Here is a 24790-nt window from a genome sequence, read left to right as displayed (position 1 = left end):
GAGTACCTGTCTACTGGCATCTTTTTATTGCTTGTAAGTTACGGAAGAATGCCGTTCAACAAATAGGGTATCGACCCTGATTTTGGATGTGATTTCTTGTCCTACTTCGATAGATTCAATAACTAAATCAACAGCTAATTGAGCCATTCTCTGTTTCTCAACATGGACAGTGGTTAACTCAGGTGAAATGATTTGCGATTCTGTAATATTATCGAACCCAATAATCGAAACATCCTCAGGTATTCGAATGCCAAGTTCAGTTAATGTCTTCATTGCGCTAATAGCGATATAATCACATTCACAGAAAAGAGCTGTTGGCAGGGGACGACCTGTAGCCAAATAAGCTTTAATTTGGGTTTTAAGATCTTCCTGCGATGAAAGCATAGTGGGAGCCACTGAAAAGTGGTGTTCTGGAAGGATCTGTATGTCATATTTCTTGAGTGCTTCTTGAAAGCCATCTTTTCGATCCTCGAAGTTATGAAGATTCACATTCGAAGCAATATAACCGATTTCACGATGTCCCAATTGACATAAATGAGACCCCGCTTGATACGCTCCCATCCTATTATTGATCCCGACAAAATGAACAGGTAATGTATCAAAACAGTTATCAAGTACGACAAGGCTAGGGCCTAACCGTTTTGCAATTTCGGAGATATCAATTGGAGTTAGGTTTGTACCAAGCAGAATGACACCATCGCTTTGATTATCTTCAGCAAAGGTCACAATTTCTTGATCGAAGTTGGCCATGTTGATCGTTGAAAAAAGTAAAGAATAACCCTTGGCACGGCACCGTTCTTCGATGAAATGAATGAGTTCTCGAAAGAAAGGTTGCTGATAGTACTCCTCCAGGACGATCCCTGAATTCGTAAAGACCAAAAAGGATAAGGATTTTACGGATCCTTCAATGCCAGATAATCTCGGCTTGGGTGTGTAGCCATTTTCTCGAGCGATTTCAAGAACACGTTCACGAGTTTTATTGCTGATTCCGGGTTTCCCACTCAGGGCAAACGAAACAGCGGATTTGGACACGCCAGCTAGTTTTGCGATATCTTCCATTTTCATAATAATTGATCCCCAGTCACTAAAGTTGTTTAGTTAGTTTAGTTTATAACACAATGCGTATCAATGCAATGATAGGATGAAATAAGAACTAAACTATTATATAAAATAAACTAAATTATAACTAAAATTATGATTGACGGGGTTGTTTTCGCGTGTTAGATTAGGTTTACGTCATATATAAGTAATAATCACATCAAAATTACCAAATACAAGTTTAGTTTTGTTTAGTTAAAAACTAAACTAATTACTAAAAACGATTAGGAGCAGACATATGAAAAAGTTAAAGCTTGGCTACGCGCCTACAAGGCGTTTTGTCTTTAGTGCAGAGGACGCTTTTAAGTACAAAGTATTAATAAAAGAGAAGATCCAAAGTTTTGGGCTCGACATCGACATCGTTGATCTTGAGGGAATAAATTCAGAAGGCCTTCTATACGACGACAATATTAACGCTGACCTAATTATCGATCGATTCCGTCAGGAAAAGGTTGATGCTGTTTTCTTCCCACATTGTAATTTTGGAACAGAGGATACCGTAGCGAGAGTTGGCAAGGCATTGGGCAAGCCTGTACTCCTGTGGGGACCTCGCGATGAGGCTCCGCTTGAAGATGGAATGAGACTTCGAGATACACAGTGTGGGTTATTTGCTACGGGTAAGGTACTGCGACGCTTTAATGTGCCATTTTCCTATGTAACGAATACACGAGTGAACGATCCAGTATTTGAAAGAGGGTTTTCCAATTTTATTTCAGCGGCTAATGTCGTTCGTCAGTTCCGTGCACTTCGCATTTTGCAAATTGGTCCCCGTCCGTCCTCATTCTGGACAATGATGTGTAACGAAGGAGAGTTGTTGGAACGATTCGGTATCGAACTCTATCCGATTACACTTGTCGATATTCAGCGCGCTTCTAAGCGGGTTGAAAACGGGAATTCCTCTGAATTGGCCGAAGCCATGGACTACATTAAAGCAAAGCTAGATTGGTCCGAAGTGACAGAAGCAGATGTGAAGCGGATTGCTGCACTGAAGGTAGCGATGAAACAATACGCGCTGCAAACAGGTAGTACGGCTATTGCCATTCAATGCTGGTCCTCTTTGCAAGAAGCCATGGGTATTATGCCTTGCCTAGCGAATGCGATTCTGACGGATGAACAAATTCCGGTGACTTGCGAGACAGACATTCATGGTGCGATCACATCGGTGATGGTGCAGGCTGCCGCTATGAATCAAGCACCTACTTTCTTCGCTGATTTGACGGTCCGCCACCCGGAGAATGCCAATGGTGAATTGCTTTTCCACTGCGGTAACTTCCCGGTATCACTTTCCGTAGAAGAGAAACCTAAACTGCGCAAACATTTCTTGTTCGATGATCATGCACCGGGGACCCATGAAGGAGAAATTAAGGGCGGTGGTATGACACTAGCACGGTTCGATGGGGATCATGGTGATTATCAACTGTTCCTCGGGCGTGCTCAAGGCATACAAGGGCCGTACACACGTGGTTCATATGTGTGGGTGGAAGTGAACGATTGGCCACTTTGGGAAGAAAAATTGGTCAAAGGACCCTATGTGCATCATTCCGTTGGCATTCATGCGAACGTGATTCCATCCCTTTATGAAGCATGTAATTATATTCCGGGTTTGACACCGGATCCTGTAGACCCAACAGAAAGTGAAATACAAGCGTGGTTGCGAGGCAAAGGTTTGTAAAGAGGAGGAAATCATTATGGAAATCAGAGCGCTGCAAGCCAAAGCAACACAAATTCGGATGGATTTGCTTCAAATGATTGCTAGTGCAAAAACGGGGCATACCGGTGGGTCGCTTAGCAATACGGATATTTTGACAGCCCTTTACTATCGAATTATGCATCTAGATCCTGCTAATCCAAAGGCTGAAGATCGGGATCGGTTTATATTGAGCAAAGGACATTCCGTAGAATCTCTTTGGTCCATTCTTGCTGATCGAGGCTTTTTCCCAAGAGAAGAGCTCGCCACCTTCAGCCAATTTGGCACCAAGCTTATTGGACATCCAAATAACAAAGTGCCTGGTATCGAGATGAATACGGGGGCACTTGGCCATGGTTTGGCAGTTGCCGTCGGAATGGCCCTTGCTGCTAAACGTGACCGTAAATCCTATCGGACTTATTGCCTCATGGGGGATGGTGAGCAAGCTGAAGGCTCCGTATGGGAAGCGGCTATGGCTGGCGCTCATTATAAGTTGGATAATTTAATTGCTATTATTGACCGGAATCGGTTGCAAATTAGTGGGTCAACCGAGGAAGTTATGGGACTCGATCCACTTGAAGATAAATGGGCAGCATTTGGATGGAACGTTGTTTCAATCAACGGCAATGACATGCAAGCTTTGGTTGAATCATTTGAAGCAGTTCCAGCAGCTGTTGGTAAACCTACGTTAGTCATGGCGAACACGGTGAAAGGCAAGGGAGTTTCTTTTGCTGAGAATGTCCCTCACTGGCATCATCATGTACCGAGCGAGCTAGAGTTAGGGAGAGCACTAGCCGAGTTAACCGCATCTTTAGAGATGGATGAACAGAAGGGGCAGGTGCGTTAATATGAATACGATTCCTAACCGTCAAGTGATTTGTGAAACACTTCTCGAGCTTGCCAAAGATGACCGTGACATTATGGTGCTCGCTAGTGATTCAAGGGGTTCAGCAGCAATGGCACCCTTCGCAAAAGCATATCCAGATCAATTCGTTGAGGTTGGCATTGCAGAGCAGAATATCGTTGGAATTTCCGCAGGACTGGCTCACAGTGGCAAAAAGCCATTTGTTACTTCACCAGCGTGTTTTTTGAGTATGCGGAGCATTGAGCAGATCAAAGTAGACGTGGCTTACTCGGGGACCAATGTCAAGCTGGTGGGTATCAGCGGTGGAGTTAGCTATGGCGCATTAGGTATGTCTCACCATTCTGTGCAAGATATCGCGGTTGCGCGGGCAATTCCAGGCTTATCCGTTATACTACCAGCTGATCGTCATGAAACAAAACGAATGACTGAAGCACTTGTCAAGCATAATGGAGGCGTTTATATCCGCATTGGCCGTAATGCCGTTGAAGATGTGTATGATTCAGACGATTACGAATTTATTATTGGAAAAGCAGTGACGATGCGCGATGGATCGGATATCACGATAATTGCAACTGGCGAAACGGTTCGTGTAGCGCTTGATGCTCATGAAGAGTTAAAGCAGGTTGGCGTTTCATGTAGGGTCATCAATATTCATACAATTAAACCCCTGGATGAAGCAGCTATTATACAAGCTGCCAAAGAAACAGGCCATGTAATTACTGTTGAAGAACACAGTATTCTTGGCGGACTAGGTGCAGCTGTAGCCGAAGTAGTTGTTCAAAACCACCCGGTTCCCATGCGTATTGTCGGCATCCCAGATGAACCAGCGATTGCTGGTAAAAGTGCGGAAGTGTTCGAGCATTATGGGATCAGCAGCAGTAATCTAAAACAAATTGCATTAGAAATGTTGGGTAAACAGGAGTAAATATGAGGAATAAGTCATATTTGTTGGCAATTGACCAAAGTACATCGGGAACGAAGGCACTTATTGTTGACCGAGAGGGAACTATAATAACGCGTAGCACGGTTTCTCATGTAACATCCTATCCTAAACTAGGTTGGGTTGAACAAGATCCCATTGAGATCTATAACAATGTAAAACGTGCAGCTCATGAAGCAATGTCATCTGCTGGGATTGGTGCTGAGACTCTTGCGGCATTAACGATTACGAATCAACGAGAAACGGCAGTGATTTGGGATCGGATGACTGGACTTCCTGTCTACCAAGCCATTGTATGGCAATGCCAACGGACAGCTGATCTATGTGCAGCTTATCAGGCGGCAGGTTTGGAGGATAGGGTCCGCTCCAAAACCGGCTTAATGCTGGATCCTTATTTTTCTGCGGCCAAATGGCGATGGATTCTTCAACATGTGGAGGGCGTTCAGGATAAGCTCGCTGCAGGTTATCTTCTAGCTGGAACCATGGATAGCTGGTTGATTTGGAAGTTGACTGGCGGTCATGTGCATGCAACAGATTACACCAATGCAAGCCGTACATCCTTATTTAATATTCATACCCTAGAATGGGATGAAGAGCTTTGCAGCCTCTTTGAAGTCCCTCGCAGCTTGCTACCTGAGGTTAAATCTTCAGATGCTATATTTGGTTACACAGAGGATTCGACTTTATTTGGCGGAAATCGTGTGCCGATCACCGGTGTCATTGGAGACTCGCAGGCAGCTCTCTTTGGCAATCAATGCTTCCGTGTAGGGATGGCTAAGGCGACATATGGCACTGGCTCATCGGTATTAATGAACGTCGGTGATAAGCCAGTTCAAGCAGGGAACGGATTAGTAAGTGCCATTGCTTGGGGAATAGATGGAAAAGTAACGTATGCTGTGGAAGCGGTTATTCGCACCTCAGGTGATTGCCTGTCATGGGTGCGAGATAATCTCGGATTATTCAGTGATTTTGTCGAGATGGAGGAGTTGCTTCAAGAAGTTCCTGATAGTGGAGGTGTTTACTTAGTGCCTGCATTTGTTGGACTTGGAGCTCCTTACTGGGATTCTTACGCGAGAGCGTCTATCACAGGCATGAACCGAGGAACGAACAAAGCCCATATTATTCGAGCTGCTCTTGAAAGTATAGCTTATCAGGTCTATGATGCGGTTAAACTTATCGAGGATGAAACCGGCATTGCCCTTCAAGAGCTACGTGCCGATGGTGGTGGTACAAGCAATGACAGTTTGATGAAATTCCAATCCGATCTGCTTGGCAAGTCCGTTAGAAAGTCAGAAGTCGCAGAACTATCCTCCTTGGGGTCAGCTTATATCGGAGGTATTTCCATCGGATTTTGGACCTCCATGACTGAGATAACAAGTAAGGATAATGCCTGTCATATCTACACACCCACGATAGAGATAGAAGTTAGGGAAGCTTATTGTGCTGGATGGAAAAAAGCAGTGAATTCTGTTTTGCAAGAGAAAGCAGGATGTAGAAAATGAACCAGATCTATTGGTAGTGAAGCCCTTCCCATTTCTGGGAGGGGCTTTATTTGGATTGAAGATTAGCCTTTGGAAGTCCTCTGCAACTGATTATTGACAAAGCATATGCATGTGACTAAGATGAAATCTAGTCCGACTAGTGGAGTGAAGAATTAAGGGAGTGAATGTATGTGATAGGGTATACCAAAAAGCTCTTTTTCAACGGTTCATTGTTTAGAAAGCAATTGCTATCCTATTTTATTTCGGTACTCATCCCAACTCTCATGATTGTGTCGGTATATTCATATACGATTAGTGAAGATTTGAAGTCTCAAATCAAGCAAGCTTCTGACAATAGCGGACAGCGTGTTGCGAAAAGTGTAGAAGATCTAATTGGTCAGATCAATTATTTTTCCTTGCAATTATCATTTTTACCGGATATGAACAGGATGCTTAAAAGTCCCTCTGAATTTACAATGTATGATTACTATCAATTGAAGGAACAAGTGCGTAATCAAGTCAATTCAAACGAATTGTTTTATTCTGTTTACATATACAGCGCTCTGAATGAGAAATTCATGACCTCAAGAGAAGGGCTTTTTGATATTGCTTCTTTTTATGATAAGCCTGTGTTAGAACAGATCCGCTTGCATAGCAATGAAACCTTTTGGTATCAAGTCCGTGATGACTATATTACTTTCTACAAGGCTATACCTGTTACAGATGCCAGGCCACTGGGAACGCTGATCATAAATATAAAGAAAGATATGTTTATAAATACCCTTTATAATCTGAATAATAACGTAGATCAACGGATGTTTATCATGGATAGCCATGCACAGATTATTTCTCCAACAAGCGAAGATGAGAACAACACGATAAACCAGCTCGTTGTGGCCAAAGCGACCATTCCTTCTGAAACTATGCAGAAAATCCATATTGATAGTCAGACTTATTTCGTACATAGCTTAACCATTAAGGGCAACGGTTGGACGATTGTTAACTTGATCCCGTATGATTTATACAAAGAGCGGTTATTCTCCAAGATGTCTAGTCTATTGCTCATTGTGCTTGTAGTGTTCTTGATCGGTCTTGCCATAGCCTACGTCTTTGCTGTGAAGATGTACAATCCGTGGAAGAAAATTATTGAGGTTCTATCGGGCTCTGGAGAAAGCAAGCAGACAGCTGATGAATTTCTCATGGTCAGTGGAGCAATCAGTTCTATGATAGACACGATCAAACAGAATGAGCCGGTGATGAAAGACCATCTGATCTCCGATATTTTACGCAACAATGTATCAGATAAAGGGAGCATTTCTACCAGGCTGGAGCAGGTAGGCATCGTATTCAAGGAGCCTAACTATGCCGTTATCGTTGCTGTCTTCGAGGCGATGAGTCAGGAAGAGGCAGAAGATCCACAGCGTAAACTAATTTTTTACAGTATGGTTTCAGAGACCCTCAAGACATATATGCATGTAGAAGGTACGATATTAGATCGCAGTAAGCTTGGATTTATCGTTAATCTGCCCCGCAGCGGAATGGGAGAAGAGTGGAGGCAGCTGATTCATAAATGTTACACCGACATGAATGCTATAGCGCAAGCACAATTGAACGTTTCGCTGCAACTTATCGTAAGCGATGTTGGTACTATAGATAGGCTGCATGCAGCTTATGAGCAGATCCGCAGGATGCTGAATTATAAAGCGGTGATTAATCGCAATGATATTGTATTTATTCAAGATCATAAAAATGAATTGAAATTTGTCTACCCCCTATCTCTTCAAAAGCAGTTAATTCATTCTGTCACAACAATGAACCGGGAAAAAGCCATCCAATGTGTGAATGATCTCTTTGAGCAATATTTGTATAACGCGAAGTATCCACTGGAAAAGCTTCAAGGGATGATCGTCGTTTTTATGAGCTCTATAGTAAATGAGCTTTTGAAAGATGGCCACGATATTGGGAGTATATATAAGCATGTTGATATCTACAAATTGAATGAATGTCAAAATAATGATGAATTATATCAATTTATGATCACGCACATTAGTGAGATCATTACATTCCTTGAAGCGATACAGGACAAGCAGGTCACAAATCTATATGTTTCAAAAACGATTGCCTACATGGAGGATCTGTATACAAGCAACATTTCCATTACCGATATTGCGCAACTTATGGGTGTCAGCAGTGGCCATCTAAGCCGGACGTTTAAGGCAGAGACGGGTAAATCCATGCTTGAATATTTAACAGAGTATCGAATCGAGAAGAGCAAAGATCTCTTAAGAAGAAGCACGGCTTCTCTACAAGAGATCAGTCAGGCCGTAGGCTACAATGATGTTCAAAGTTTTATTCGATTTTTTAAGAAATGTGAAGGACTAACTCCTGGCGAGTACAGAAAAAAAATATAGAAAAACTGATATTTATTCGAAATTTCCAACATCAGAGACTCCAATATCATAAAAACCTCATGTTTATTGCAAACTGAGGATTTTTTTTTATCTTTTCCTCTACTACGATGAAAGCGTACACAGTATGTGTAACGATTTGGTTGAAAGGAGGAGAGGTCTTGAAGAATCAGATCGTGAAATCGTTCCACAAAAACAAATATTACTATTTGCTGCTGCTACCGGGAATTATCTACTTCGTATTATTTAAGTACATTCCCATGGGTGGGGTTGCAATCGCTTTCCAAGATTTCAAAATTGCTGGAAGCATCTTTAACAGTCCGTGGGTAGGGTTAAAATGGTTCAGAATTCTGTTTGAATCGCCAGATTTTTGGGTTGCGCTCCAAAATACAGTTATTATCAGTTTTTATAAACTGTTAGTTAACTTCCCTGCTCCCATACTCTTGGCGCTGCTTTTAAATGAATTGCTCAATGGGGTCTTTAAACGAATTGTGCAAACGATTATTTATTTCCCGCATTTCGTATCCTGGGTTGTACTTGGCAGTATTCTATTCTCCGTATTTTCGGTAGATACGGGAGTGACCAAATGGCTAGGGCTTTCAACTAGTCCTTTTATGAATCCGGACGTGTTCAGGGGTTTTTTGGTTGGTTCAGAGATGTGGAAAGAAGCGGGCTGGGGAACCGTCATTTATTTGGCGGCGATCGCAGGTGTTAATCCCGAATTGTATGAAGCAGCCAAAATCGATGGAGCAAACAGGTTTCAGTTAATTCGTCATGTCACACTTCCAAGTATTGCTTCAACGATTGTTGTACTGCTGATTCTGCGTACGGGACAAATTCTAAATGTAGGTTTCGATCAAATTTTTATTCTATACAATCCGTTCGTTTATAACGTGTCAGACATTTTGGATACGTATGTGTACCGTGTAGGTTTAACAATGGGTAGATTCTCGTTTGCTACGGCTGCTGGCTTGTTCCAGTCTATTGTAGGCTTGTGCTTGCTTCTGTTTACGAATTGGCTGGTTAGACGTTTGGGTGAACGGGGACTTTGGTGAGGAGGAGTGTGATGATGAAGAAAGGCTTAGGTGAACGCATGTTCGAGTGGTGCAATGCACTATTTCTTGGACTGCTTTCTTTGGTAACTTTATATCCTTTATGGCATGAAATTTCGATATCATTCAGTACAGCGGCAGGAGCTATGCAAGGCGGTTTGTTTTTCTTTCCGAGGGGCTTTACAGTTGATGCGTATCAAAGTGTACTGTCTTCCAGTTTCATTTGGCTAGCGTATCGAAACAGCATTATCGTTGCGGTTGTAGGTACATTTCTTCATGTCATGTTTACAGCGACGACAGCGTATGCCTTAAACAAAAAAGGTCTTCCTGGTGCAAAAGTAATAACGATTCTAGTCATTTTCACGATGATTTTCAGCGGTGGGATGATTCCTACCTATTTGGTAGTGAAAAGCTTGGGCCTGACCAACACCTTATGGGCGCTCATGCTGCCAGGTATGATTTCAGCCTTTAATGTAATTGTCATGCAAAGCTTCATGCGAACCATTCCTGAGGAAGTGGAAGAATCGGCTACAATGGATGGCGCCAATCCACTTCGGATTTTCTTCACGATTATTTTACCGCTATGTAAGCCCGTTATCGCAACCATCGCGCTTTGGGAATGTGTGGGACTCTGGAACAACTTTATGCAAGCGGTTATTTACTTAAATGATAAGAGGCTGTACACGCTCCCGCTGCTGCTCAAAGAAATAATTGCAGGTCAGCAATTGGCAACGGATACAGGCCAGTTTACTACATTCTCAGCAGAATCTGCGATAGCAGCGACAGTAATCATATCTATTATTCCTATTCTTGCCGTTTATCCCTTTTTGCAGAAGTATTTCATGAAGGGCACAATGCTAGGTTCTGTTAAATCTTAAACATGACAATGATGAAGGGGTGTTTGTATGAAAAAGATGAATAAAGTGCTGTCCGTTATGTGTGCGACCTGTTTGGTAGGGATCGTTGTTGCTGGCTGCAGCTCGAATAAAGAGGCATCCAGTTCAACGACGATTCCAAAGAAATCTCCTGTCACGTTCAATATGTTCTTCAACTATGGGATTCCAGAATATCCGGAAAATGGAGGGGAAGCCAGAGCAAAGATTATAGCACAAATGGAGAAAGCAGGCTTGCAGGGTATAGATTATAAAATTAGTATGATCTCTGGTGATGAGTATAAAACAAAGCTGAATCTCATGGTCTCTTCCAGTGATATACCCGATTACTTCAGTGTGGATACGACGCAGTTGGCTCAGTATGTCAATCAAGGTCTGCTTAAACCGCTTGATGATCTGCTGGCCAAGGCTCCTCATCTAATGAAATACATCCCGAAAGAACGTTGGGAAGGTGTGAAATTTGATGGCAAGATCTATGCGATTCCTCAAGGCGTAAGGTCGGAATCGTTCAATTCCCCCAACACGACCGGGTTGCTGGTTCGACAGGACTGGTTAGACAACCTTGGCTTGAAGCAGCCTACGACATTGAATGAACTGCATGATGTTATGAAGGCGTTCACCAAGAATGACCCTGATAAGAATGGTCAAAATGATACGTATGGACTAGGTGGCAACAAGACAACGCTCTTTAATACGGTGTTCGGGGCATTTGGTATCGCTCTTAGTTCTTACGGAACAACGGGTCCAATTTTCTGGACGGAGAAAGATGGGAAGATCGTAAAAAGCTTCGTTACGCCAGAAACCAAGCAAGCGCTTGCGGTTCTGCAGCAATGGTATAAGGAAGGCTTGATTGATCCTGAGTTCCCAGTCATGGAAGGCAAACAAGGAGAAAGCCGGGTTATTAATTCCAAGGTAGGTGTCTTTGAAGGGGATGCTTTCGCGATCAATGCAAACGGCGGCGGTTTTTATTCATCCCTTCTAAAAGTATTGCCGACGGCTGAATTGGTGATGATTAATCGTGTCAAGGGGCCAGATGGCAAACTCGGCTGGTCGGAGGTCAATCCATATTCAGGCGGAGCGCTGCGTGCGGTTAGTACAAAAGCGAAAGACCCCGAGAGACTGATTGAAATGCTGGATTGGTCCGTTAGCGATGATCCGAATGGCGGTGTAGATTTGCTTACTTACGGAGAAGAAAATGTCGATTACACGTATGATAAAGCGAAAAATATGATTACTCAAAAGAGCAACTACTCCGATTTATACAAAAAGGGGTTCTCTAATCCGGTTCGATTCGTTCAAGTAACGGATCGTCGTTGGACGGATGATCATGTTCGTGCAGCGCTGGACATTGCCTCTAAAGATATTATTAAAAACCAGCTGTGGAAGACGGTACCCGCAGAGCTGGATTACCCAGATCTGGAGAAGAAATTGTGGACGGAATACTTCGTCAAAATTGTAACGGGTGTTTGGACCCTAGATAAATTTGATGAGTTCGTGCAGAAATATTACCAGCAGGGCGGCCAAAAGATTGAGCAGCAAGCTAACGAAGAGTGGAAGAAGACCAAAAAATAAATCTAGAGGTTGATCATGACAACGACAACGACAACGAACAAAAAAACGAATGTGATTGTATTTTTTACGGATCAGCAGCGTTTTGATACGACGGGAGTTCATGGGAATCCTCTTGAATTGACACCAAATTTTGATCGTATGGCGATGGAAGGGACGCATGTGTATAATTCGTACACATGCCAACCGGTATGTGGCCCTGCTAGATCTTCCCTACAAACTGGGAAGTATGCGACGGAAACAGGATGTTACGTAAACGGAATTCCACTTCAAGAGGACGAACAGACACTTGCGCATTATTTTAATGAAGCTGGTTATCGTACGGGCTATATCGGTAAGTGGCACTTGGCCGAGCAGGAACCTGTACCGCAAAATCAACGGGGTGGTTATCAGTACTGGTTAGCATCCAACGTGCTTGAATTCTCTTCAGATGCGTACGATACGGTCATGTATGATAATGACAATAAACCAGTAAAGCTCCCAGGGTACCGTGTAGACGCACAGACAGATGCAGCGATCCGGTACATCGATCAGCATAAGGATGAACCATTCTTCCTATTTCTTTCCTATCTGGAGCCGCATCATCAGAATCATTCCGATAATTATCCGGCTCCGCGCGGGTATGAAGGACGCTATAGCGGAAGTCAGTTCGTCCCCGGAGACTTAGCGACGCTTGGCGGTTCGGCCCATGCGCATCTTGGCGGTTACTACGGAATGGTGAAACGTGTAGATGAAGCGTTGGGACGCTTGTTCGACTGCTTGATCAGCTTGGACTTGGCAGAAGACACGATCATCATGTTTACTTCGGACCATGGATGCCACTTTAAGACGCGCAACAGCGAATATAAACGGTCATGCCATGACAGCTCAATTCGCGTTCCCACCGCATTCGCGGGTGGCTGTTTCAAGTCCGGCGGCCGCCTGCAGGAAATGGTGTCGCTAGTGGATTTGCCTCCAACTTTATTGGAAGCTGCTGGCATTCCGGTTCCGGCTTCGATGCAGGGGCGCTCCATTCTTCCACTGCTGCGCGGAGAGAGAGAGGGCTGGCCGGAAGAAGTACTGGTTCAGATCAGCGAGTCACAGGTTGGACGCGCGATTCGCACGCAGCGCTGGAAATACAGCGTTTCTGCGCCTGGCTTGAACCCTAATCACGATGCGGGGGCAGATACTTATGTAGAAGAGTTTCTCTATGATCTGCAATCAGACCCGCATGAGTTGACTAATTTAATCGGCATCGAATCATTCCATAGTGTTACTAGTGATTTACGCGAGCGCTTGATTCGGAGAATGCAGGAAGCAGGGGAAGCCGCTCCAATGATTGAGCTGGCTGAACCCAAAAATAATTCTGGCGCAAGAAGAGTAGCTGTTTCAGAGCTTCGTAAGAAGCTGTAGCTTCAAACTGATAGCATTAATCAGTAACCTTATCTAGTCAAATCATCAGTATGGAGATGTCCGTAGACAAACCAGAGGGGATGATCGTAATGTTAAAATTGCAAGGGTTTCATTATATCAGAAATGTTTTGGTTGCTTTGTTGGCTGTTCTGCTAATGGTATCAGCCTTAGTAGGCCCTAAACAAGCCAAACCGTTCACGTTTAATAATACCGATCTGCTTCCAAGCGGCAGTACGATGGTGAATTTAGGTTCCGTATTCAAGGATGACGACGGCAGCCATTCGAATCAGTAAGCAATCATCGGACTATCTGAGTATTGCAGAGAATACGAAGCTACTCTCAGGCAGCTATAGCTACAAAGAAGCTTCCACGTTAATTAAACGAGGATCAACTTATTGGTTGATTACTTCAGGAACTAACGGTTGGGCGTCAAGTCAGACATTTTGTTCTTCGGCCACGAGCCTAGCTGGAACTTGGACGGCATCAAGCGTATGTGCGATGAGTCCGAGCACAACAAACTCGTATCACAGGAGCTTCTACAACTGATGGCGCACAAGTTATTCAATTTACATCATCGACCTCGAACAATCAGCAATGTCAGCTCATCCCTGATGGCAAGGGGATACACCAGAAGTACAAGCATCAATCAGCAATGGCAATTAATTGGCATCGGAGGAGGCTATTTTAAAATCAAGAATAGAAATAGCGGTAAAATACTTAGCATTAGCGGCGGTTCAGATGTGAATGGCGCTTTAATTGTACAAAATGCAGATACGAATACATGGTCTCAAAACTTCAAGTTCCATATAGTGGAACAGTAACCATCTGGCTAGTGAAGGAGCGTAAATCGCTCTAATCACTAGCTTTTTCTATCAAACAACTTGGATTCATACTGGAAAGCATGACAGGTATAGAACTGGTTACAGCGGCAGAACTAGAGGCGAGAATGGGGATGTTCACCGCTTCGCTACTCCTGACAAGTTGGCTCGTTTCCGCGGAACAGTATGTTCGGTAACAAGCAACCGAAGGCCTAGCGGCTACGCCCCTTTGGTGCCGCTCCTTCAGTTGAGGAAAACATTGGATTTATCCAGTGTTTTCCTCGTTTTTGCGCTTCAGAACCTTATTTCATTGGGTTTTTCCAATGGAATTTCCAGAATCGGCCCTTTTTAAACGATTCCCTGTTAAAAAGATTGGATAAATCCAGTGAAAGGTTGATTTCAACAGCTTTAAAGCCGATTTCATTGGATTAATCCAATGAGACTTTTCTTGCTTTATAATATGAAAAGTTTAACTCACTAGAAAGTGACGCACGAAGGTACAATTGTCATGCATCTTGACAGCGGACACACTCATCATGCCGCTCAGGTACAAACGTTTTGCAAGAACATCCGCGCCTTGCTCAGTCTCATAAAAAGGCTGTGGAAATGGTTGAAAAACGTCCCTGTAAAATAATCATTAGACGTACTTTTTCTTGGAAATTCTGCAAACAGGGGTCTAGTGTGATAGTATAAGGAAATAATTTAGTGAATTGGGAGGTAACGAAGATGAAAAAACCTAAAAGAATAATGCCAGGTTCAAGGATTGCAATCATATCACCTTCAAGTGGATTGCCATATTTGTTTCCTGATATCTATGAGCTTGGATTAAGAAACTTGCAAGAAGTTATGGGATTTGAAATTGTTGAAATGCCAACTGCTAGAATGTCTCCAGATGATTTATACGGGAATCCACAACTTCGAGCAAAAGATATCAACGATTGTTTCAAAGACGATCAAATAGATGGAATTATTACTTCCATTGGCGGAGATGAATCCATCAGAATTTTACCATTTCTAGATACTGAATTGATTCTCAACAATCCGAAATTTATTATGGGTTTTTCAGATGCTACAACCTTTTTAACGTATTTGAACCAGTTAGGCATGGTTACATTTTATGGACCTTCTATTATGGCAGGGCTAGCTCAGATTAAGCATCTTCCATCAGAACATACCGAGCATTTGAAATCGATTTTATTATTAAATCAATTTCCTTACAAATACTCTCCCTTTGAGAAATGGTCAAATGGATATAAAGATTGGGGTCAACTCGATACATTGGGCCAGTGTGAGGAATTTAGTGAAAACGATAATGGATGGTCGTTTTTACAGGGAAACTCGGTGGAGCAAGGGTATTTGTGGGGCGGATGTATCGAAGTGTTAGAATTTATGAAATCGACTGTTTATTGGGCAAATGAATCTTTCTGGCATGATAAAGTTTTATTTTTCGAAACATCCGAAGAAAAACCTTCCCCCATGCAAGTTGGGTACATGCTGCGTAATTATGGTATGCAAGGAATATTCTCGAAAATAAAAGGGATCATGTTTGGAAGAGCGAAAGATTACACGCCAGAAGAAAACCTAATGCTCAATGAGATCATAGTGAATGTCATAAAAGGTGAGTTCGGTATGGATCATTTACCGATAGTTGTTGATTTTGACTTTGGTCATACAGATCCCAAATTAATCTTACCTCTTGGGGGAAAAGTAGAATTAAATCCTAACACAAATGAAATAACCCTCTTAGAAAGTCCTTTCACCGAATAAGAAAGCTTTATTTTAATATGAGATTGTAGTTTAAGTAGAGGACGTAACCCAAGCGAAGGTAAGGGAACGTTCTCTTTTTGAACTCCTTTAGAAAAAAAATGGGAAAATAAGGGGGATATTTTGAAAATTAGAAATCGATTAAAACTCAAGTCCTACTATTTGTTTTGGCTTGTACTTGCCATTTCTTTACTGCCTATCATCATTGTGGGGGTCATTGCATTTAATGCTTCAGCGAGGCTGATTCACGAACAGACAAGTGCTTACTCGATGAATATTCTGCAGCAGGTCAAAGAAAATATCGATGGCGTGTTCAATCAGGTTGAAAATGCCAGCATGCTCATTTATACGCATGTCGACATTCAACAGTTAAGAACACTTGATGCGCAAAAAACGAAGCTTGGAGGCTACGAGGAGAAGAGTATTCAATTGCTGATCGATAATATTGCAAGAGCTAATAAACATCTTAACAATATTATCGTTTTGGACAACTACGGTAATGTGTACTCTCGTTTTTTAGAACAAAACTTGTATTTGCAAAACAGCTATACGCATTTTAACACCTATAAACAGTTTGCAACTTCCAATGAAATGGTCCAATGGTTCGGCATTCATCGTAATGAGAATGGCCAGCAAACCACTACGATTGGGGGGAGTGCATACGATTTTTCATATATGCGGAAAATTTCCGATTTAGAGGGAAGCGGGCAGTTGGCCGTGCTTGAAATCGATATGAATCAATCGCTTATTGAAGAACTGTGCAGCAAAGTGAATTGGCCCGAAAAGGGGGTCATGGTTGTTGTAGACGACCAAGATCGGATTGCTTATTACACCAATAGGCCCGACTTGACGGGACATATGTTGCAGCAGACGGAATTGGCTCATTTAAATTCTCAAGGTGATCAGGGGAGTTACAATGTAGAGATAAATGGAGATAAAAAAGTGGTCACATTCGTAACTTCTGAATATTCGAAATGGAAAATCATGAATGTGGTTTCCCATAAATTTTTGCTCGGTTATACAGAAGGGCTTAAGGCAATTATCCTCTTCGTGTCCATCAGTAGTATTTTGGCAGTAACGGGTGGTGCTTATGTAATTACATCGAGGATTTCCATGCTTATTGTAGAGTTAAGGAGAATAACTGCTAGTGTATCCATGGATCAACCATCTACGAAAGCATTGATTAAAAGCCATATCCGATATTGGCCTCAACGTTCGAGTTACACGGATATTATCACCGGTATTAAACAGCTGCTAACCAAAATGCATCTTGCGGAGCAAAAGAAAAAAGAAGCTGAATTTGCAGCGCTGCAGGCGAATATTCATCCGCACTTCCTTTACAATAGTCTAGAAATGGTTCGCATGATGGCCGTAATTGATAAAAATGAAAGGATTGCGCACACGGTTGAAATGTTGGCGAATCTGTTCCGATACATTGTCAACTCGGTCGATGAGTTTGTAACATTAGCAGAGGAAATCGATAACGTGCGTCACTACGTATCTATTCAGAAGCTCCGTCACGGTAAACGGTTGAATGTTCACATTGAGCTGCCAGAACATATTCGATCTTGCATGATTGTGAGATTGAGCTTGCAACCGTTGGTTGAGAATGCCATCATTCATGGTGTAGAACAACAAAGCGGCCCCGTATGGATTCGGATACGTGCTTATGCATTCGGCAACAACATCGCTATCATCGTTGCGGACAACGGGCCAGGGATTGCTTATGAACGGTGGTTGGAGCTCAAGGCTGAGCTCGCGCAAGCAAATGGCATTAAATCAGGGACGAGAATTGGCATCGTTAACGTTCATCAGCGCTTGAAGGTGTATTTTGGTGAAGGATTCGGTTTGAGAATTTATAGCAAGCAGGCAAAAGGAACGATCATCAAGGTGACTGTGCCAAGGACAGCAGGTTCAGAGAGACTCAGATAACTTCATGAATTTATGCCATTCTTTCGCAGTCTCAATAAACTTTCTGGCAGCTGGAGCGGTGGTTGTTAAAGAGGAGGTCGCAAGTCCAATTGTGCGATAGTATTCCCTTTCTAACCGCAGTGCACTTATGTTCTCGGGTAGTCTTGGAAGAAGCATTTCAGGAATAATGCTGATTCCAAGGCCGCTTTGTACCATTGCAATTATGGCATGCACGTCACTAACTTCGAATTTCACGTTAAGTCTGAAACCACTTTCTTTAAATATCATGCGTACTTCCTTATCACATCCTGCTTTCTGAATGATGAATGGCTCTTTGGACAGTTGTTCTAATCCAATGTTTTTTTGTGCATGAAGAGGGTGTTGATTCGATACAATACACAACATGCCATCTTTTCGCAGGGGAATGACTTCTAATGCTTCAGAGGTAGGTAAGGAAACGAAACCAAGATCAACAGTACCATTTACTATCCATTGTTCAATTGTGTTGTAGTCACCTTCTGCTAATATTAATTCGATTGAGGGATGAAGCTGTTGGAAGCGCATCATGATTTGAGGCAGCCATTGCGTCGTTACACTGCTGAAACTACCGATGCGTAAGGTCCCTGTTTCAAGTTTATTAATTTCGGCTGCCTCCTGCTTCAAATGTTCATGAACCTGTAATAGGCTATGGACATGTCGTAATATGCGTTCCCCGTTATCTGTTAGTTTGACTCCGAAGCGCCCGCGCATTAAAAGCTTAAATCCAAGTTCAGATTCAAGGCTTGAAATCGCGTGACTGACGGCAGATTGAGAGAGGTTTAGTGTTTCAGACGCTTTGGTTAGATTCCCTATTTCAACAACGGTACGGAAAATCTCAAACTTGGTAAGTGACATAAAGATAGCTCCCATATATCGATTTTTTTCATGTTAATGATGATAATTATTCATTTTTCTAATCAATACTTTAAACCTATAATAGGTATTGGACAAGATAGTAATTCAACGATAGGGGAGAAAATGATGTCTGAACGTGTACAAGCATACTTTAAAATCACAGTGGCTATGATGATTGTAGGAAGTTTCGTTTCGCTGAATAAAATTCTCACTGCACATTTCCCGGTATTTTTGGTGTCGGAAATGAGATTGTTCATAGGGGCATCCATTTTTATTGTCTTACTTATCTATCGTGAAAAACGTATTCCGAAAGTCAAAGGTAGAGATCTGCTCATCATGTTGTTGCAGGCGTTGCTTGGTGTGTTTCTTTTTAGCGTTTTTCTCATGTATGGGTTAAAACTCACTACGGGTATTGAGAGCGGAATAATTACCAGTGTAACTCCGGCGGTTGTTGGAATTATTTCTTACTACTTTCTAAAGGAGAAATTGGCTTGGAATCAGATCGGCGGAATTATACTTTCGGTAATCGGGACGATCGTCATCAATGTATTTGGCAACGTAAGTAATTCAAATTGGTCTATGCATGAGTTGTTTGGCAATCTGCTGGTACTCCTTGCGGTTATCGGAGAAGGGGTTTTCTTGACATGCAGCAAAATGATTTCAAAAGAGCTCAGCTCATTGGCGATCTGTACATGTATTATTACGTTCGGGGCACTGATGTTTCTACCGTTTGCGCTCTATGAAGCTAGACAATTTGACTTTACCACTGTTTCTCTAGTGGACTGGGGACTTGTAACCTATTCAGGGATTATTGTAACCGTACTGGCCGTCCTTCTGATGAACGAGGGAATAAAAAAAATTCCAGGAGGAACCGCTGCCGTTTTTACGGGGGTGATGCCAATCAGTGCCGTTACTGTTTCATGCTTTATTTTAAAGGAAACGTTTTATTGGTATCATGCGATAGGTATTGTCTTTGTTCTCTTGGGCATTCTGTTAATTTCAAAACAGTCGCGCAATAGGACTTACGAAAAGGAAAATGTGAAATAGTGGAACAAGAACCAAAAAAATTCAACCAAATTCTTGAATTCAACGCATTCAAGTGTTTTGGATATTCAAGTAATATTAAGCAGTGAACAAGAAGAAATGTGAATGAGGAGGTTCTATTCGACAAGTCCAGAAAAAATCAAACATAAATCTTGAAATCATCTCATTAATGAACCTCCCTTAAACAGGTAAAATTAAACTGACAAATGAAACCGCATTCACAATGAATTTGTCGATTTAGTTAAAAATGAAGGAGGGGATGAAATGTTTTTTGAGAAATGCGTGAGAAGCAGCAAGCGGTGGGGAACAGGATCAATAGGTTTACTTTTTGTTTGTTTGCTAGCTGTAACTTCATTTGGGTTTCATGGCTTTAACGAAGGAACTGCGATCGCTGCCGGCGAGGGAGAAGTCATTCAAGACATGACGCTTGGCGATTTCGAAAGTAATGATGACAAGTGGGGGCTCTATTTGGGCGTCGAGTTTCCAGGTGCGCTAGGGGAACTGAAGCGCGACGAGACTGTGTTCAGATCGGGGAATAACGCCATGAAAGTGAGTGCGGACTTTCAAAATGGTGGCAGCTATGTGGCAATGAACCGACTTTTCTCACGAAGTGAGCAGCCTATTGACTTGCGTGAACTGTCCTTCTGGGTGAAGACGCAGGATGCCAACGCATTACGCCTCCGGGTAACCGACGATTCGGGTCAGGTGCACGACCAAAGACTTAATTTGCAACCGACTTCCAATTGGCAGCAGGTGACTGTGTCTCAATTTAATGGTGGTCTAGAATATGCGCATTGGTCTGGCGCTAATGACGGAAGCTGGCAATCTCCTGTTCGGAGAATTGATTTGCTGGTAGCGAAGCGCCACCTCAAAAGCGGCAAATTAAGCGCTACAGTTTGGTTTGACGATATCCAAGCGAAAGTGGCGGTGCCAGCGTATGAATTGTTCCCGGATGTGGCTATTGGGAGCTTTGCAAGTGAAGATGAAGGCTGGAATCTTTACAGGGGTGATGAAGTTCCCGGAGCGGCAGGGGAGTTTACGCTCGATAGTACGATATACAAGTCTGACGGTCATTCGGGTAAGCTAGTCGGGGATTTTAATGGCGGCGGCTCCTACGTGAGCATGAATCGGTTTTTGCCACGCCGAAATGTCCCGACGATGGACATGAAGAAGCTTTCCTTCTGGACGAAAACGGATGATCTAACCGCGATCCGGCTTAGGTTGACGGATTCGACGGGGCAGGTGCATGAACAAAGAATCGATTTGTCTGCGACATCCGACTGGCAGCAGGTGATTGTGACTCAGTTTAATGGTGGCAAAGAGTATGGTCATTTCTTCGGAGCTAATGACGGGCAATGGCACGGTCCAGCCCAGAAGATCGATGTACTCCTGGCCAAACGTCACTTGAAGAGCGGAAAACTGGCCGGTACGTTGTGGATCGATGACATGAGTGTTAAAGTGCCTGTACCAGATTTGGAACTTAGCCAGACACGGATAGGCAATGTGTTTACGGGGAATGAACGGCCTTCCTTCCAACTGTTGACGAAGGGTGATGCTGTAAGCTGGGATGTACATAATCTGTGGGGAGAACGCGTTTCATCTGGGATTACGCCGGTTACGGATCATCAATTGAATCTGCAGATTCCTGTTCCATCCAAAGGCTATTACAGTCTAAGCGTTACCGCCAATAAAGATGGCAATGCCATCAAAAAGGCGGAAACCACTTTCGCGTCGCTTTCTGATTTCAATTTAGCCTCCGTAGATGAGTCGCCATTCGGGGTGCAAACCCATTTCGCTATTAAATGGAATCGGGAATTGGCACCGCTGGTGAAATACGCAGGTAGCAAAAATGTGCGGGATAGCGCTTTTTGGGGAGAAGTTGAGCTGAAAAAAGGCATATTCAATGGATTTTATCCGAAACATGATTTATTCATGCAGGCCATTCAGCGAAATTCGCTTACTCCTTTCATGGATCTTATGTCCCGAGATGAATTCTATGACAACAACAGCACCCCATATTCGGATGAGGGAAGAGCAGCCTTTGCAAGATATGCGCAGGAAGTTTTGAACCATTATGGCTCGCAAGTTCCTTGGGTTGAAGTCTATAACGAATATAATATTCCCAACTACGGGGATAATGGGGATGGTCCTGCGGATAGCAGACCGGACTATTATTTCAAAATGTTAAAAAAAACGTATGAAGCGGTGAAAAGCATTCGCCCGGATGTCACTGTTGTTGGGGCAGCAACGGCAGGGATTCCTTTGGAATGGCTGGAAGAGGTGTTTAAACAAGGCGGATTGTCTTATATGGATGCGATTTCGGTTCATCCATACCGTTATCCGTTAACGCCCGAAGGACTGGTTGAAGAGCTTGGGAAGCTTGATGCTCTGATCAAACGGTACAATAACGGGCAATCCAAGCCAATCTGGATCACAGAGATCGGCTGGCCGACTCATATCGGTCCACGGAGCGTTGATGAACAAACTCAAGCCAGCTATTTAATTCGTACGTATGTGCTCGCTCTTGCGTCTGGTGTGGATAAAATCTTTTGGTATGACTTTATGAATGATGGCACCGATAAGCAGGAACCTGAGCATAATTTTGGCCTCATTCGTAATCCAGCAGATGAAAAGGGGGGCTATACCCCTAAACCTGGTTATGTTTCGTTAGCGACTATGAACCGTTTGTTAACCAATAAGCAGTTTTATGAACAGCATTCGGATAATGGGATTAATCGGTATTCGTTCCAAGGCCAAGAGGGTCCCATCCATGTCATGTGGACGCAGGCGAAGACCGATGTGACTATCACAACGAACCAGCCTGTAAGCATCACAGATATGATGGGACAGGAAGAAACCTTAGAACCGCTAAATGGAAAGGTGTATGTAACCTTAACGGGGAATCCCATCTTTGTAAAAGGAAACATAGCGGGAGTGGTGCCTGGAGGCAAGTTCGCACTGCAAGGGCATCGGACATTTGTGGATGATCAAGTGGACCTGACACTTCGTGTAGATAATCTTACATCGTCCAGTGAGGGCTTGACCGCCAGCTTTGATATTCAAGGAACTTCGTACGAGTTGACGGCCGGATCAGGCTCACGCCAAGAGCGGGTTATTTCTCTTCCTGGTTATGCCGAACCAAGCAGCAAAACTTTTTTTGCCACAGTACTCGTGAATGGGAAAAAGGTAGGTAAGTTAGCTGAATCTGTCCTGGTCGAATCCGCCCAGAGTATCGCAGCTCGACATATTTATAAAGACGGCGCTGATTGGATAGAAATGATTGTGCACAATCAGAGGGCTGTTGAGAAGCGTTTAACCAATGTTAATTGGCAAATCGGCGTACAGTCAGGGCAGCAAAGCTATGATCAAGCTATTGCACCGGGGGCTGAGCAAAGCGTACTGCTTCCACTACCGCAACTGGCATATAATCAGCTATTTCCGATAAGTTTGCAGATGAATTTTGCGGATGGAAGCAAGCTTACGTATGCAGGGAAAGTGAAAGTAATCCAACCAGCTCAAATGCTTTCTTTGGATCACAAAACAATTCAGGTTGATGGAATTCTCGATGCCTTAGACGATTCTGCGAGTATCGATTTGTTCAGCCAGGGCGCCGTGAAGATGCCTACGTATGGCGGGCAAGGGGATTTAAGCGGGAAGGTTTGGTACACATGGGACCAGAACAACTTGTACGTAACGGCAAAGATTCATGATGACGTGTTCGTGCAAAACAATGTGGAAGGCGATATGTGGAAAGGCGACAGCATCCAATTGGCAGTTTCTTCCGGAATGCCGGGCGAAAGCGATAAATGGAATGAGATGGGGTTTGCACTTACCCCCAACGGTCCGCAGGCGTACCGCTGGATGGCACCGTTAGGAGGTTCTACGGGGCTAATGGATAACGCTAGGTTACAGGTCTCACGAGATGAAGCGAACAAGAACACGATTTATGAAATCGCACTCCCCTGGAATGATCTGGGATCTATCAAGCCGGAAGACGGATTGTTAAGTTTGTCCCTGCTTGTGAACGATAATGACGGCGCGGGACGCAAGGGATGGGTAGAATGGGGAGCAGGAATCGGAGGAACCAAAGATTCGTCCTTGTTCAAGCCAGCGATACTTAGCCTTGTCGACAAGACAGCTCCGACAGCAACGGTTTCATACAGCCGTTCAACGCCAACGGATGATCGAGTTGTAGCGACCATTACGCCAAATGAGCAGGTTACCATCACGAACAACGGTGGTTCAAGCTCCTACACGTTCTTTTACAATGGCAGCTTTACATTCGAATTTGCGGATGCTGCGGGTAATAGAGGTACGGCAATGGCTACCGTGAATAACATCTCTTCGAAAAGCAGCGGTGCGCCAGCCAAAGCTGATCTGTCGAACGACAATGGCTATGACACTGGCATTCTTGACGGCAATTACAAGGTGAAAATGGACCTGTGGTGGGGGAATAACGGCAGAATGTATAAGTTATATGAAAATGACGCCTTAATTGATACCCAAATTCTCACTGACAATTCACCAAATGCCCAATCAACTGTCACGTCAGTTACCTACAAGCCGAATGGCACATACCGTTACTATGCCGAACTTATCAATGGATTCGGCTCGACGAGAAGCGATATTATGACCGTTAACGTTACGCAAGCTGTCCCGGCCAAACCGGTACTTTCCAATGATAACTGGGACGAAGACGGCAATTTCAAAGTGAGCATGAACATGTGGTGGGGAATGAATGGCACCTCGTATCGCTTGTACGAGAATGGGGTTCTTATCGATATCCAAGCGCTTGCGGATCACACACCGCTAGCCCAATCGGCAATAACAATAAACCGTAACAAACAGGTAGGTACCTATGAATATCGTTGTGAACTTGTTAACTACGCTGGAGAAACATCCAGTGATACGATGTTCGTAAAAGTAACCAAGTGATAGGTTGGCAACTCACACTAATGAACTGGAGGCAATACG

General features: G+C 43.4%; 17 protein-coding genes. 15 read left to right on the top strand and 2 right to left on the bottom strand.

What is annotated here, in order from left to right; translation table 11 throughout:
• Positions 1 to 24: 24 nt before the first annotated feature.
• Positions 25 to 1065, bottom strand: coding sequence for a LacI family DNA-binding transcriptional regulator (locus IEY34_RS21145; protein WP_189014870.1), 1041 nt, complete (start codon positions 1063 to 1065; stop codon positions 25 to 27).
• A gap of 271 nt (positions 1066 to 1336) precedes the next feature.
• Between IEY34_RS21145 and IEY34_RS21140 the strand changes: the two genes are divergently transcribed.
• From IEY34_RS21140 to IEY34_RS21080, 13 genes are all read left to right on the top strand, one after another.
• The gene (locus tag IEY34_RS21140) at positions 1337 to 2770 is read left to right on the top strand and encodes an L-fucose/L-arabinose isomerase family protein (protein WP_189014868.1); all 1434 of its coding nucleotides are present in this window, start codon (positions 1337 to 1339) and stop codon (positions 2768 to 2770) included.
• Between the two features lie 16 nt (positions 2771 to 2786).
• Positions 2787 to 3632 carry a transketolase gene (locus IEY34_RS21135; protein ID WP_189014866.1) on the top strand — a complete coding sequence of 282 codons (846 nt, stop codon included), beginning with the start codon at positions 2787 to 2789 and terminating at the stop codon, positions 3630 to 3632.
• A gap of 1 nt (position 3633) precedes the next feature.
• Complete coding sequence (locus IEY34_RS21130; protein WP_189014864.1) at positions 3634 to 4575, top strand: transketolase family protein; 942 nt, start codon at positions 3634 to 3636, stop codon at positions 4573 to 4575.
• 2 nt (positions 4576 to 4577) lie between these two features.
• Positions 4578 to 6092, top strand: coding sequence for a glycerol kinase GlpK (gene glpK, locus IEY34_RS21125; RefSeq protein WP_189014862.1), 1515 nt, complete (start codon positions 4578 to 4580; stop codon positions 6090 to 6092).
• Between the two features lie 170 nt (positions 6093 to 6262).
• The gene (locus IEY34_RS21120; protein ID WP_189014861.1) at positions 6263 to 8482 is read left to right on the top strand and encodes an AraC family transcriptional regulator; all 2220 of its coding nucleotides are present in this window, start codon (positions 6263 to 6265) and stop codon (positions 8480 to 8482) included.
• Between the two features lie 158 nt (positions 8483 to 8640).
• A complete protein-coding gene (locus IEY34_RS21115) occupies positions 8641 to 9534 on the top strand; it encodes an ABC transporter permease (RefSeq protein ID WP_229757759.1) in 894 nt (297 codons plus the stop codon).
• An 11-nt stretch (positions 9535 to 9545) separates the two neighbouring features.
• A complete protein-coding gene (locus IEY34_RS21110) occupies positions 9546 to 10409 on the top strand; it encodes a carbohydrate ABC transporter permease (RefSeq protein WP_189014857.1) in 864 nt (287 codons plus the stop codon).
• Between the two features lie 27 nt (positions 10410 to 10436).
• Positions 10437 to 11996, top strand: a complete 1560-nt coding sequence (locus tag IEY34_RS21105; RefSeq protein ID WP_189014855.1) for an extracellular solute-binding protein — start codon at positions 10437 to 10439, stop codon at positions 11994 to 11996.
• Positions 11997 to 12011: 15 nt separating this feature from the next.
• A complete protein-coding gene (locus IEY34_RS21100; RefSeq protein WP_189014852.1) occupies positions 12012 to 13385 on the top strand; it encodes a sulfatase family protein in 1374 nt (457 codons plus the stop codon).
• Between the two features lie 89 nt (positions 13386 to 13474).
• Positions 13475 to 13678, top strand: a complete 204-nt coding sequence (locus IEY34_RS21095) for a hypothetical protein (RefSeq protein ID WP_189014851.1) — start codon at positions 13475 to 13477, stop codon at positions 13676 to 13678.
• 129 nt (positions 13679 to 13807) lie between these two features.
• Positions 13808 to 14206, top strand: coding sequence for an RICIN domain-containing protein (locus IEY34_RS21090; protein ID WP_189014849.1), 399 nt, complete (start codon positions 13808 to 13810; stop codon positions 14204 to 14206).
• Between the two features lie 723 nt (positions 14207 to 14929).
• The gene (locus tag IEY34_RS21085; RefSeq protein ID WP_189014847.1) at positions 14930 to 15970 is read left to right on the top strand and encodes a S66 family peptidase; all 1041 of its coding nucleotides are present in this window, start codon (positions 14930 to 14932) and stop codon (positions 15968 to 15970) included.
• 120 nt (positions 15971 to 16090) lie between these two features.
• Complete coding sequence (locus IEY34_RS21080) at positions 16091 to 17899, top strand: cache domain-containing sensor histidine kinase (protein WP_189014845.1); 1809 nt, start codon at positions 16091 to 16093, stop codon at positions 17897 to 17899.
• Here IEY34_RS21080 and IEY34_RS21075 read toward each other — a convergent pair.
• The gene (locus tag IEY34_RS21075; protein ID WP_189014843.1) at positions 17882 to 18772 is read right to left on the bottom strand and encodes a LysR family transcriptional regulator; all 891 of its coding nucleotides are present in this window, start codon (positions 18770 to 18772) and stop codon (positions 17882 to 17884) included. The genes IEY34_RS21080 and IEY34_RS21075 overlap by 18 nt on opposite strands.
• 126 nt (positions 18773 to 18898) lie before the next feature.
• On the opposite strand from IEY34_RS21075, the gene IEY34_RS21070 reads away from it, so the two are divergent.
• Both IEY34_RS21070 and IEY34_RS21065 read left to right on the top strand, forming a co-directional pair.
• On the top strand, positions 18899 to 19819 hold the full coding sequence (locus IEY34_RS21070; RefSeq protein ID WP_189014841.1) for a DMT family transporter: 921 nt from the start codon (positions 18899 to 18901) through the stop codon (positions 19817 to 19819).
• A 261-nt stretch (positions 19820 to 20080) separates the two neighbouring features.
• Positions 20081 to 24751 carry a sugar-binding protein gene (locus IEY34_RS21065; protein WP_189014839.1) on the top strand — a complete coding sequence of 1557 codons (4671 nt, stop codon included), beginning with the start codon at positions 20081 to 20083 and terminating at the stop codon, positions 24749 to 24751.
• Positions 24752 to 24790 lie beyond the last annotated feature (39 nt).

Source organism: Paenibacillus marchantiophytorum, from assembly GCF_014640555.1.
GTDB classification, from domain to species: domain Bacteria; phylum Bacillota; class Bacilli; order Paenibacillales; family NBRC-103111; genus Paenibacillus_E; species Paenibacillus_E marchantiophytorum.
The sequence above is the reverse complement of the archived record's forward strand: the minus strand, read 5'-3'. Positions and strand labels throughout refer to the sequence as shown.

Coding starts and splice junctions, on each gene's coding strand:
- glpK (WP_189014862.1), top strand. CDS start 4,578: ATGAGGAATAAGTCATATTTGTTGGCAATTGACCAAAGTACATCGGGA.
- IEY34_RS21100 (WP_189014852.1), top strand. CDS start 12,012: ATGACAACGACAACGACAACGAACAAAAAAACGAATGTGATTGTATTT.
- IEY34_RS21095 (WP_189014851.1), top strand. CDS start 13,475: ATGTTAAAATTGCAAGGGTTTCATTATATCAGAAATGTTTTGGTTGCT.
- IEY34_RS21065 (WP_189014839.1), top strand. CDS start 20,081: ATGTTTTTTGAGAAATGCGTGAGAAGCAGCAAGCGGTGGGGAACAGGA.
- IEY34_RS21110 (WP_189014857.1), top strand. CDS start 9,546: ATGATGAAGAAAGGCTTAGGTGAACGCATGTTCGAGTGGTGCAATGCA.
- IEY34_RS21075 (WP_189014843.1), bottom strand. CDS start 18,772: ATGTCACTTACCAAGTTTGAGATTTTCCGTACCGTTGTTGAAATAGGG.
- IEY34_RS21135 (WP_189014866.1), top strand. CDS start 2,787: ATGGAAATCAGAGCGCTGCAAGCCAAAGCAACACAAATTCGGATGGAT.
- IEY34_RS21085 (WP_189014847.1), top strand. CDS start 14,930: ATGAAAAAACCTAAAAGAATAATGCCAGGTTCAAGGATTGCAATCATA.
- IEY34_RS21130 (WP_189014864.1), top strand. CDS start 3,634: ATGAATACGATTCCTAACCGTCAAGTGATTTGTGAAACACTTCTCGAG.
- IEY34_RS21145 (WP_189014870.1), bottom strand. CDS start 1,065: ATGAAAATGGAAGATATCGCAAAACTAGCTGGCGTGTCCAAATCCGCT.
- IEY34_RS21140 (WP_189014868.1), top strand. CDS start 1,337: ATGAAAAAGTTAAAGCTTGGCTACGCGCCTACAAGGCGTTTTGTCTTT.
- IEY34_RS21070 (WP_189014841.1), top strand. CDS start 18,899: ATGTCTGAACGTGTACAAGCATACTTTAAAATCACAGTGGCTATGATG.
- IEY34_RS21105 (WP_189014855.1), top strand. CDS start 10,437: ATGAAAAAGATGAATAAAGTGCTGTCCGTTATGTGTGCGACCTGTTTG.